General features: G+C 44.0%; 15 protein-coding genes and 1 tRNA gene. 13 read left to right on the forward strand and 3 right to left on the reverse strand.

Annotated elements, in window-relative coordinates:
• The coding region (locus WKI49_01680) for a DUF2325 domain-containing protein (GenBank protein ID MEJ7621213.1) at positions 1-239 on the reverse strand (239 nt) is incomplete at its 3' end.
• Positions 240-328: 89 nt separating this feature from the next.
• Here WKI49_01680 and WKI49_01685 point away from each other — a divergent pair.
• The 11 genes from WKI49_01685 to WKI49_01735 all read left to right on the forward strand — a co-directional run bounded on the left by WKI49_01685 (position 329) and on the right by WKI49_01735 (position 7,321).
• Positions 329-742: an NUDIX hydrolase gene (locus tag WKI49_01685; GenBank protein MEJ7621214.1), complete on the forward strand. Its 414-nt coding sequence runs from the start codon at positions 329-331 to the stop codon at positions 740-742.
• 33 nt (positions 743-775) lie between these two features.
• Entirely contained in the window at positions 776-1,090 is a 315-nt protein-coding gene (locus tag WKI49_01690) for a hypothetical protein (protein MEJ7621215.1), read from the forward strand.
• A 2-nt stretch (positions 1,091-1,092) separates the two neighbouring features.
• Positions 1,093-1,893 carry a 3-methyl-2-oxobutanoate hydroxymethyltransferase gene (panB, locus tag WKI49_01695; protein ID MEJ7621216.1) on the forward strand — a complete coding sequence of 267 codons (801 nt, stop codon included), beginning with the start codon at positions 1,093-1,095 and terminating at the stop codon, positions 1,891-1,893.
• Positions 1,886-3,586: a type II/IV secretion system protein gene (locus WKI49_01700; GenBank protein MEJ7621217.1), complete on the forward strand. Its 1,701-nt coding sequence runs from the start codon at positions 1,886-1,888 to the stop codon at positions 3,584-3,586. The genes panB and WKI49_01700 overlap by 8 nt, the downstream gene beginning before the upstream one ends.
• A gap of 27 nt (positions 3,587-3,613) precedes the next feature.
• Positions 3,614-3,862, forward strand: a complete 249-nt coding sequence (locus tag WKI49_01705; GenBank protein MEJ7621218.1) for a sulfurtransferase TusA family protein — start codon at positions 3,614-3,616, stop codon at positions 3,860-3,862.
• Positions 3,859-4,161: a DsrE family protein gene (locus WKI49_01710; protein ID MEJ7621219.1), complete on the forward strand. Its 303-nt coding sequence runs from the start codon at positions 3,859-3,861 to the stop codon at positions 4,159-4,161. The genes WKI49_01705 and WKI49_01710 overlap by 4 nt, the downstream gene beginning before the upstream one ends.
• 1 nt (position 4,162) lies before the next feature.
• Positions 4,163-4,504 carry a DsrE family protein gene (locus tag WKI49_01715; protein ID MEJ7621220.1) on the forward strand — a complete coding sequence of 114 codons (342 nt, stop codon included), beginning with the start codon at positions 4,163-4,165 and terminating at the stop codon, positions 4,502-4,504.
• A complete protein-coding gene (locus tag WKI49_01720) occupies positions 4,498-4,737 on the forward strand; it encodes a sulfurtransferase TusB (GenBank protein ID MEJ7621221.1) in 240 nt (79 codons plus the stop codon). The genes WKI49_01715 and WKI49_01720 overlap by 7 nt, the downstream gene beginning before the upstream one ends.
• The gene (locus tag WKI49_01725) at positions 4,737-5,231 is read left to right on the forward strand and encodes a 6-carboxytetrahydropterin synthase (protein MEJ7621222.1); all 495 of its coding nucleotides are present in this window, start codon (positions 4,737-4,739) and stop codon (positions 5,229-5,231) included. Before WKI49_01720 ends, WKI49_01725 begins: the two co-directional genes overlap by 1 nt.
• Complete coding sequence (locus WKI49_01730) at positions 5,228-7,237, forward strand: hypothetical protein (protein MEJ7621223.1); 2,010 nt, start codon at positions 5,228-5,230, stop codon at positions 7,235-7,237. Before WKI49_01725 ends, WKI49_01730 begins: the two co-directional genes overlap by 4 nt.
• 12 nt (positions 7,238-7,249) lie before the next feature.
• A tRNA-Ala gene (locus WKI49_01735) sits at positions 7,250-7,321 on the forward strand.
• A 3-nt stretch (positions 7,322-7,324) separates the two neighbouring features.
• Here the strand turns inward: WKI49_01735 and dprA are convergent.
• Entirely contained in the window at positions 7,325-8,338 is a 1,014-nt protein-coding gene (dprA, locus tag WKI49_01740) for a DNA-processing protein DprA (protein MEJ7621224.1), read from the reverse strand.
• Positions 8,322-9,089 (reverse strand): cyclic pyranopterin monophosphate synthase MoaC, encoded by a 768-nt coding sequence (gene moaC, locus WKI49_01745; GenBank protein ID MEJ7621225.1) that lies wholly within the window; start codon positions 9,087-9,089, stop codon positions 8,322-8,324. Before moaC ends, dprA begins: the two co-directional genes overlap by 17 nt.
• A gap of 37 nt (positions 9,090-9,126) precedes the next feature.
• Here moaC and WKI49_01750 point away from each other — a divergent pair, with 37 nt between their 5' ends.
• Together WKI49_01750 and WKI49_01755 are read left to right on the forward strand one after the other, a co-directional pair.
• Entirely contained in the window at positions 9,127-9,672 is a 546-nt protein-coding gene (locus tag WKI49_01750; GenBank protein ID MEJ7621226.1) for a DUF29 domain-containing protein, read from the forward strand.
• A gap of 71 nt (positions 9,673-9,743) precedes the next feature.
• Positions 9,744-9,969 (forward strand): hypothetical protein (locus WKI49_01755; protein ID MEJ7621227.1); only part of this gene is annotated, 226 nt, incomplete at its 3' end.

Raw genomic sequence — 9,969 nt, forward strand, 5'->3', positions numbered from 1 at the left:
CACACACCATGAGAGTGGCAAAAGATACACCTATCCTTGGCGTAGTCTTTGGCAAGTCTAACCATGTTGTGCCCTACAAGACTGGTAAAGACTATCACCCAGTCCGCCCATGCCAATGCACTGTCAATGTTCTGCTGTGTTTCTTGGTTTATAAACTTGATGTTTACTCCATACCTCTTGGAGAGCTCTTTAACCCTTGCCCTCATCCTGTCGTGTCCTCCAAGAACCAACAACCGCATAGCATACCTCCTATATTGAAATCTGATATCAATTTTATAGACCCTCCTCTCAAAAGTCAAGATGACAAAAGTCATCTATAATACTCCCTATGAAAGAACCAAAAACTCCCCACCTTGCGGTGGATGCTATACTAAGGCTCTGGGAAGGTGAAAGATTTAAGGGTTTAGTGCTTATAGAAAGGCTATACGCTCCAGAGGGTTTGGCCCTGCCCGGAGGCTTTGTGGAGGTGGGAGAAACTGTAGAATCCGCAGTATTGAGAGAAATAAAGGAAGAAACGGGTCTTGATGCAAGGATAAACAGGCTTTTTGGAGTCTATTCTGACCCAAAGAGGGACCCAAGGTTTCATGTGGTTTCTGTGGTTTTTGTGTGCGATGCGGAGGGTGAACCAAAGGCTGGAGATGACGCAAAAAGGGTAAGGGTTTACAAACTTGAAGACCTGCCACTTGACCTTTTGGTCTTTGACCACAGAAGCATACTTTTGGACTACATGAAAAAATGTTAAAATTTTCTTAACACTCACCACTGGAGGAGCTAAATGACCAAGGAGTTTGAGATAGGTATAAACTTGCTTAGAAGGTTTCAAGGGGAATTGGAAGAGCTTGCTCGGGCTCAGGACAAGCTAACTGCCAGAAGGATAGTTAACAGCATAATTCACCCTATCACCGCTTCCGCATACCAAATAAGGGTCGGTGAAGGTCCATACAAGAAAGAGCTCCTTGAAAACCTACTCAAACTGGTAAAAGAGATGAGAGAGTTGTCAGACATGAACGGTATTAGGGAAACCATTAAGAAACTCCTTGAGCTTCTTAAGGAGGTGGAAGAAGCCTCCACGCAGAAGAAGGAAGGCTAAGAATGGATGGTATAACGGTAAGAAGCCTTTTTAAGAAAAAGCGAGAAGGCAAGAAGATAGTTATGGTATCTACCTATGACTATATCTCCGCAAAGCTCTGCGAGCAGGTGGGTATAGACTGTATACTCGTGGGAGACTCTCTTGGAATGGTCTTTCAGGGGCAGGATACTACCTTGCCTGTCAGTCTTGAAGAGATGATATACCACACAAAGGCGGTCAGAAGGGGTGCAAAAAACACCTTTGTTATCGTGGATATGCCTTTTATGAGCTATCAGGTAAGCCTTGAGGAAGCCATAAGGAACTGTGGAAGGGTTATAAAAGAAACGGGAGCAAACGCAGTAAAGATAGAGGGAGGTGAAGAGGTGGCGGAGTTAGTATACAGGCTTGTAAGCATCGGCATACCAGTGGTAGGACACATTGGTTTTACACCTCAAAGCGTGCATGCACTGGGTGGATATAGGGTGGTGGGAAGGGCGGAAGAAGAGGCAGAGCGTATCAAAAAAGACTTTAAAGCCTTGGAGGAAGCTGGAGCTTTTATGGTGGTGCTTGAGAGTATACCTAAGGGGCTTACAAAAGAGCTTACAGAAGGGTCAAGAGCCATAACCATAGGCATAGGTGCAGGACCTTACTGCGATGGTCAGGTCTTGGTGTTTCATGACCTTGTGGGTCTTGTGGAGGATATAAAGCCGAGGTTTGTAAAAAGATATCTTGAAGGCGCGGAGCTTTTTAGGAATGCTTTGAAAAGGTTTAAAAGTGAAGTAGAGGCTGGACTTTTCCCATCGGAGGAGGAGAGTTATGGATGAGGCAAAACTTCTTGAACTCCTTGTGAGGTTGGGATACATAAGCAGAGACAAGGCACTGGAAGCACAGGCTAAAAAGGAAAGGGACGAAGATATAATAAGCACACTTCTAAGGCTCGGTTATATAGATGATATCCGCCTTATGGATTTATATCAGAAATACATGCCTCAAAGGTTATGGAAAGGTGGAATTGAGGACATAAAACTTCCTGAAGATATAAAGGAAAAACTACCAGAGGATACATTAAGAAAACACAGCATAGCACCTATTAAGTATGAAGATGGAAAACTCTATATTTTGACAATAAACCCCTTTAATCAAAGTGCCATAAATGAGCTAAGGTTCAAGACAAAAATAAACACCATTGTGCCTTATGTTGCCACTAAAAAGTCCATAGAAGACATCCTTAACAAGCTTTATCCCACAGTAGACAAGATTATAGAAGGCTTTGATGTAAGCGAAGATGTAGAAATAGAGGCAGAGGCAACAGAGCTTTCTTCTGAAGTATTAGCAACGGAGGCGGGTGAGGGTGCCGCTGTTAAACTGGCAAACTTCTTAATAGTGGAAGCGGTAGACCTTGGAGCTTCAGATATTCACATAGAGCCTCAAGAGAAAAAGGTGGTAGTAAGATACAGGGTTGATGGTATCCTAAAGGTTTATCATGAATTACCCTTAGGGATAAGGGATGCACTGGTTGCAAGGTTCAAGATAATATCAAACCTTGATATATCAGAGAAAAGAAAACCCCAGGATGGGAGGATAAGAACGAGGTATAAGGGCAGGAAAATAGACCTTAGGGTCTCTACCGTCCCAACCGTTTATGGAGAAAAGGTGGTTATGAGAATACAGGAAGCGGAGAAGTATTTGAATGTGAGGCTTGATGACCTTGGCTTTGAACCCGATGACCTTGAGAAGTTTAGAAGAGCCATATGGCAACCTTGGGGCATGATACTGGTTACAGGACCTACAGGTTCGGGTAAGACCACTACCCTATATGCAGCCCTAATGGAACGCAATACTCCTGATGTAAACATAATGACCGCAGAAGACCCAGTTGAGGTAGCTATTCCGGGACTAAATCAAGTGCAAGTTAACGAGAGAATAGGACTTACCTTCGCAAGTGTCTTGAGAGCCTTTCTAAGACAAGACCCAGACATTATACTTATAGGTGAGATAAGAGATACAGAAACTGCGGAGATAGGCATAAAGGCAGCGCTAACAGGACACTTGGTCTTTTCCACTTTGCATACCAACGACGCTCCCTCTTCCATAGCAAGGCTTGTGGATATGGGTATAGAGCCTTTCTTGGTGGGTTCTTCCGTAATACTCATCGTAGCCCAAAGGCTTGTGAGAAAGCTCTGTCCTAAGTGCAAAATCCCAGAGGATACACCCAGAGAGGCACTCTACAGGATTGGCGTCCTAAAATCACCTGACGAGGACATAGTTATCTATAAGGCTAACCCTAAGGGTTGTGAACACTGCAATGGCTCTGGTTATAAAGGTAGAACCGCTGTGCATGAGATACTTGAAGTGGACGAAGAACTCAGAAAGCTCATCGTAAAGGGTGCCACCGCAGAAGACATAAGAGACCTTGCCAGAAAAAAGGGTATGAGAACCCTATACGAAGCCGGTATACTAAAGGTAAGAAAGGGTATAACTTCCCTTGCTGAGGTGGAAAGGGTGCTTGCAAAATAGACCAAGGGTCTTATAATTAAAAACTCCATGGAGACAAAAGCTATTAAATACGACAGGGAGCTGGACATAAGAGGTGATGTCTGTCCCTTTACCTTTGTAAAGAGCAAGCTGGCTCTGGAGCAGATGGAAGTGGGTCAAGTGCTAAGGGTCATAGTGGACTATAAGCCTTCTGCAGAAAGCGTTCCAAAAAGCATGAGAGAAGAGGGTCAGGAAGTGCTTGGTGTTAATCAGATTTCAGAAAATACCTGGGAGATACTAATAAGAAAGGTAAGATGAAGTTTCTTATCATAGTAACCAGCAACCCCTTTGCTAAGGACTACAACACCATAGTTAACCTCACAAGGGAACTCACAAAAAAGGGAGAAGTCACCATATTTTTCTCAGGAAACGGTGCCTACTACACCATAAGACCAGAAACAAGGGAGCTAAAGGAAATGGGAGTTAGGCTTCTATACTGTGCCCACTCCGCCCATCAACGGGGTATAGAAAAGCCTCTTGACTTTTTTGAGAGCAGTTCCACCTACAACCTCTCAAGGCTTATAGGAGAATACGATAAGGTGTTAAACTTTAACTAAAATGAAAGTCGCTTTTGTGATAAAGGGAGACCCCTTTTCGTGGAAGTGCCACGAAGCCCTAAGGGTAGCTATGGCTCTTGGAATAAGCTGTGAAGTAAACCTTATACTTATCAAGGACGGTGTGTATGCCCTTAGTAGATGGCATCCAGAAGACTTAGGTATTCAAGGCTTTGACCGGCTTATAGAGAATATGGCTTATGTTAAGGTAAAGGTTTATGTGGAGGATACATCCCTTGAAGAAAGGGGTCTAAAGCCAGAAGACCTTCTTTGTGAAGTTGAGGTCAAAAGCATAGAAGACATAAGAAGCATTATAGCAAGCTCGGAGGCGGTTATGATATGGTAAAGACCCTTTGGCTTGTGAGAAAGCTGGGAGACTTTAGCTCTGACCTTGTGGAAGAGGGAGATATAGTGGTGTTAATTCAAGACGGTGTTCTGAGGTTTCCCACAAAAAAGGGATGGTATGCCTGCAGAGAAGATGCACAGGCGAGGGGTATAAAAATACCCGAAAACCTCACTAAAAGCTACGAGGAGATAGCGGAGCTTATAGTAAAATGTGAAAGGGTGGTGGTTTGGTGATGAGGTGGCAGATTTCAAAAACCTTCAGGTTTGAGGCAGGACATAGGGTTTGGAAGCAAAACCTAACCTGTGGAAGGGGTGCGGACTTTACTGTAGGCAAAGAAGTCCCAGTAAACAAATGTGTAAACCTCCACGGGCACAGCTATGTGCTTGAGGTGGTCTTGGGTTCTAACACACTTTCAGAGCAGGATATGGTTATGGACTTTTATCATGTAAAAAACGCCCTAAAGGACCTTATAGACACTATGGACCACAGCTTCATAATAGACATTAATGACCCTATGTATGAGGAGCTCAAGGCTGTCGCAGAGAAATACGGAGCTCTAAAGATATTCCCTGTGGACTTTTGTCCTACCGCAGAAGCTCTGGCTAAGTTTTTCTATGACTTTTTGGTGAAAAAGCTCTCTGAGGTTGGTCTTTTAGGGGATGTGAAGGTGGTAAAAGTTGTCCTTTGGGAAACCGCCACTTCAAAGGCGGAGTATTACGGTGAATGAACCTAAAGCTGGCTCTACCCGGTGGAAGAACCATAAAGGTAAAAGCTCACTTCCCTTATGAGGGCAGTCCTGTAGGCTACAGGGTCTTATTCTCGGGAAAGACTGCAGTAGTGGTAGGTCTTGCCAACGAAGGGCAGGAAGCAAGTCTTGAGTTTCCAGACACAAGACCCTTTACAACAGAAAAGCACATAAGGGCTCTTATTGATACCGCAAACTATTACGGTCTTATACCTTGGTATCTTTTGTATAAGCTCTTACCCTCCGTCTTTGATTGGAGGTTGGAAGAGTATATAAGCCTTTCTGAAAAACCAATAACCTTTCTGGATAAAAAAAGCCTTGAAATACTAAGCTGGGTAAAAGCAAGAGGTAAGGTAAGGGAGGAGAACTTAAAAAGGCGTTTTGGAAACGAGCCAGTAAAGTATCTTTTGGAGCTTGGGTTTCTCACAAAAAAGAGAGAATGGAAAAGTCCAAAGCTTGTGGAGAAGTTCTATAGGCTATGTGTCCCTTTGGAGGAGGCTCTGCAAAGGCTCAAAAGGTTAAAAAATAAAGAGGAAGTCTCTAAACTTGTTTACTTTTTGCTTGAAAAACGATATGCGAGCTTAGAGGAGCTAAAAGAGCAAGGCTTTAGTTCCGCACAGATAAAGGCTCTTTTAAAGAAGGGTATAATTTCAGAGGCAGAAGAGGTCATACCCTACACAAACCCAAATTTTGCTAAGCTAAGACAGGAAAAAAAGCCCTTGTTTAGACCTCTTGGAAGTAAAAGTGTTTTGATGGGTAGCTGGCAGGGGATAAAAGAGAGGCTCTTTGAGGAGTTTACCGCTTACATAGATAGAGGGGAATCTATCTTTGTCTTTTGCGACCAAAGTGAGCTACTCAGAAACCTTTACGAGGAGATGTATGCTGTTTTTGGCGATAGGCTTGTGCTTCTTAGCTCCTTTCAGAGGGAAAAGAACTTTGTGAAAAACTGGTTTAGGGTTTATGAGGAAAAGGGTCTTGTGGTGCTGGGAAGCAGGATAGCCTTGCTATCTCCTATAAAAGACCTAAGGCTTGTGGTTATTCTTGGAGATAGAGCCTCAAGGCTTCAAGACGGGACGGACCTAAGGCATTTTCTCTTTGAGCTTTCTCGCTATTATGGTGCTAACTTTTGTGTGGCAAGTCCACTGCCACCTCTTAGCTTGTGCCTTAGAGAGGGCTGGCAAAGGGAAGTGTTTATACCCTCTGCGGAGGTGGTGGTAATAAAGAGAAAGCCAGAAGAAGTTCTTACAGATACCACACTAAAACTCCTAAAGGAAAACGCAAAGGAGGAGAGCCTTATCCTTGTAAACAAGGTAGGTTATGCCTATGCCTACTGCAAGGCTTGTGGCTATATAGTGGAGTGTCCAAGGTGTGGTAGCTTTTTAACCCTTAGTAAGGACAAAAGCACCGTCTTTTGCACTTCCTGTGGATACAAGGGATTGGCAAACTGTCCTGAGTGTGGAAGAGAACTTCAAGAACTTGGCTTTGGTATAGACAAGGCGGTGGAAGAAGTGGAAAAACTCATAGGACTAAGGGAAAACATAACCTTTCAAACAAAGCCAGAGCTCGGTAGGACCTACGATAACGTGCTTGTGCTACATGCGGACAATATTCTCTCTGTCCCGTGGTATGACTCTGCGGAGGAGTATTTCTCCTATATGTGGAAGGCTTTGAGCATAAGCAAAAAAAGGCTAATAGTTCAAACAGTTTTAGAGCATAACCCTCTTTTGGAGTTTTTGAAGACAAAGGACTGGGAGGGCTTTTGCAAAGAGGAGCTTGAAAGGAGAAAAGAAGAAAACCTACCACCCTACACAAGGCTCATAAGACTTGAGGTAAGAAAGGAGCCAGACCTTAGCGGGCTTCCTGTGGAGGTAAGCAAAAGAAGGGTGGGAGACCTAAAGGAGTTGCTTGTAAAAGTAGACACTAAAAACTTTGCCTCGGTTTTGAAGTTCCTAAGGTCCATAAGACCTATGCGTTTGGAAGTGTTATAATTTTAAATCTACGGGGACGTAGCTCAGTGGGAGAGCGCCTGCATCGCAAGCAGGAGGTCGGGGGTTCAACTCCCCTCGTCTCCACAATTACAAAGCCATATAAAAGTTTCCTTGCCGAGCAACCTTTCCCTGCACTTCAAGGTTTGAGAGTTTTACACTTAGCTCAGAATATCCAAGTCCTGTAAGCAAAAGTAGCTCATCAAAGGTCTTCGGAGTGGACAGAAGGTCAAGGAGAGGGTCTTTCTGGACGTTTGCGTTGGGTATGCCTTCAAAGAGGTCAAGGGGGCTGTGTATTATCTTGGCTTTTCCACTGTTTACGAGGTTTACACATCCGAGCCACCTTTGGCTTGCGGAGTTTCCTATGTATACCCAAAGAGGCTTTTTCTGTTTTACCGCATAGTCCGCAGTTATGAGTGCTCCGCTCTTTTGTCCTGCTTCTGCCACTACCACTGCCTTGGATATAGCACTTATTAGCCTGTTTCTTCTTGGGAAGGTAAACTCCTCTGGGGGTGCATCGGGTAAAAACTCAGACACAAAGACCATGTTCTCTCCTCTTAGCTTTTGGAGATAATGAGGAATATTCAAAATACCCATACCAAGAAAGCAAACACTAAAGCCACCTGCCTGTAGGCACTCTCTGTGGCTATGATAGTCGCATCCTATGGCACCGCCAGAGCTTACTCCATATCCTCTTTGCACCAACTCTCTTACTAACTTACTGATAAACCAGAGGCTTTGTGTGTCTGGCTTTCTTGTGCCAACTATTGCAATAAGGGATGTGTTTTTCAAAGCTCCTGTAAGGAAAAGCACAGGTGGCGGGTCATCTATTTCTTTTAGAAGTGCTGGGTATTCTTGGTCTTCAAGGGTCAGCCACTGAATCTTTTCCCTTTCTACCAGCCTTATGACCTCCTCTGGGTCAAAGGAAAGCTCCTTTTTGAAAAAAGCCTTCGTTTTCTCCTCGCCTAAAAGCTCTCTTATATCTTCGTAGCTTCCAGAAAGGATGCTCTCTGCCTTTCCAAACCTTAGCCAAAGCTTTTTTATAGAAACTTCACCAAGACCCTTTATAGCCTTTAGCAAAAGCCAGTTATACAGCCTTTCCATCCCTTAACCAATTTCCTATAAGTCCTCCAAAACTTTCAAAGAAGGCAGAGATAATAGCTTTGTCTTCCTCAAGCTCTATGCAAAGTTTACCATCACAAAGACCCACCCTTACACCTCTTTTTAGAGCCTCTGGAAAAAGGCTAAAGAGCTTTTGGTTTATCACAGAAGAGACCTGCCACACCTCAGAAAAGGACAGGCTTTGAGTGGAAACGAGAAGCTCATACCCTTCCTCACTGAGCTCAGCACCAAGACTGAGAAGTTGAGCCTCTATGAACTCTTTCAAAGCACACTCGGAGAGAACCTTTACTTTTATTCCCTCTAAGGTCCTTGACCACTGGGACTTTCCACCAGTCTTTTCCAAAAGCCTTATCTCCTCTATAAGCATGCTATCGTCCATGCCTTTACACATATCGTAAACGGTAAGCAGGGCTACGCTTACCGCTGTTAAGGCTTCCATCTCGTAGCCTGTTTTGTTTATGCCTTTAACATAGGAAAAAACCTCTAAATAGTCCTCTCCAAGCTGTGCCTTTATTTCCACATGCTCCAAGCTCACAGGATGGCAAAAGGGCAAAAGCTCTGGAGTTTTCTTTGAAGCCATAATGCCTGCAAGCCTGCAGGCGGAAAGCACATCTCCCTTTGGCACTCTACCCTCTCTTATTGCCTGCACCGTATCCTTTTTTAGTCTTATCCTGCCGTAGGCACTGGCACTCCTAAGGGTCTCAGGCTTTGTGCTAACATCTACGGTTTTCATAATAAAAACTATAAAGCAAAAGCCTATATTTAAAATCATGAAGACCATAAGCAAGGAAGAGCTAAGAGAACTATACTACAAAGACTTTCCACTTTGGGCGGAGATAAACTACGAGCTTTTGAAGGAGAAGGCTTACGAGCTTGTGGACTGGGAAAACCTCTTAGAGGAGATATGGGATATGGGAAGAAGGCACTTGGACTCTGGCATAAGCCAGCTGGCGGTTATCTTGGAGCATCTTTACAAATGGGATAACTTTAGAAACTTGGCTGGGGGAGAAGGTGCAGGGCATGGATGGATAAGGAGTATAGAAAATGCCAGAAGTAGGTTAAGGGCACATTTCAAAAAATACCCAAGCCTTAGGCGTAAACTTCCACAGGAAATTGAAAGTGCGTGGATTGACGCAGTTGCGGAGTTAGAGATATGGCTAAGAGACAATAACTACAACCCAGAGGAATTCCACCTTCCAGAAGAGTGTCCATACACATACGAGGAAGCCATGACAAGAGACCTAAGAAAAGAGATTGGAAATTTTGCAAATGAGCAAGCCTTGTTAAAAGAGCCCTCTGCAAAAGTGCAAAAGTAAAAAAAGGCTTGACAAGAGGAATTTTATCTGCTATTATGTAGTTATCAAAACCTTTTAAGGAGGGTACTAACATGAGGAAGAGCCTACTTGCAGTAGCAGCCCTGATGGGTGCAAGTGTATTGCCAGCCCATGCCATAAGCTTTAGGATTTCGGAAGACGTCCAAGGAAACATGGGCTTCAAAGCCCAAATCTGGGGACAATACCTGCGCGAGAGAACCAGCGGAAACAAGAGTGCCATAGACTTTACACTGCGAAATGTAAGGCTTTACGCCAACGGAAATGTGGGTAAGTATATGT

This window comes from Aquificaceae bacterium (genome assembly GCA_037722135.1).
Classification (GTDB): domain Bacteria; phylum Aquificota; class Aquificia; order Aquificales; family Aquificaceae; genus Pampinifervens; species Pampinifervens sericum.

Bases quoted from the DNA above. Each gene is read 5' to 3' on its own strand.
- panB (MEJ7621216.1), top strand. From the start codon at position 1,093: ATGGATGGTATAACGGTAAGAAGCCTTTTTAAGAAAAAGCGAGAAGGC.
- WKI49_01725 (MEJ7621222.1), top strand. From the start codon at position 4,737: ATGAGGTGGCAGATTTCAAAAACCTTCAGGTTTGAGGCAGGACATAGG.
- dprA (MEJ7621224.1), bottom strand. From the start codon at position 8,338: ATGGAAAGGCTGTATAACTGGCTTTTGCTAAAGGCTATAAAGGGTCTT.
- WKI49_01690 (MEJ7621215.1), top strand. From the start codon at position 776: ATGACCAAGGAGTTTGAGATAGGTATAAACTTGCTTAGAAGGTTTCAA.
- WKI49_01700 (MEJ7621217.1), top strand. From the start codon at position 1,886: ATGGATGAGGCAAAACTTCTTGAACTCCTTGTGAGGTTGGGATACATA.
- WKI49_01720 (MEJ7621221.1), top strand. From the start codon at position 4,498: ATGGTAAAGACCCTTTGGCTTGTGAGAAAGCTGGGAGACTTTAGCTCT.
- moaC (MEJ7621225.1), bottom strand. From the start codon at position 9,089: ATGAAAACCGTAGATGTTAGCACAAAGCCTGAGACCCTTAGGAGTGCC.
- WKI49_01710 (MEJ7621219.1), top strand. From the start codon at position 3,859: ATGAAGTTTCTTATCATAGTAACCAGCAACCCCTTTGCTAAGGACTAC.
- WKI49_01715 (MEJ7621220.1), top strand. From the start codon at position 4,163: ATGAAAGTCGCTTTTGTGATAAAGGGAGACCCCTTTTCGTGGAAGTGC.
- WKI49_01750 (MEJ7621226.1), top strand. From the start codon at position 9,127: ATGAAGACCATAAGCAAGGAAGAGCTAAGAGAACTATACTACAAAGAC.
- WKI49_01705 (MEJ7621218.1), top strand. From the start codon at position 3,614: ATGGAGACAAAAGCTATTAAATACGACAGGGAGCTGGACATAAGAGGT.
- WKI49_01730 (MEJ7621223.1), top strand. From the start codon at position 5,228: ATGAACCTAAAGCTGGCTCTACCCGGTGGAAGAACCATAAAGGTAAAA.
- WKI49_01685 (MEJ7621214.1), top strand. From the start codon at position 329: ATGAAAGAACCAAAAACTCCCCACCTTGCGGTGGATGCTATACTAAGG.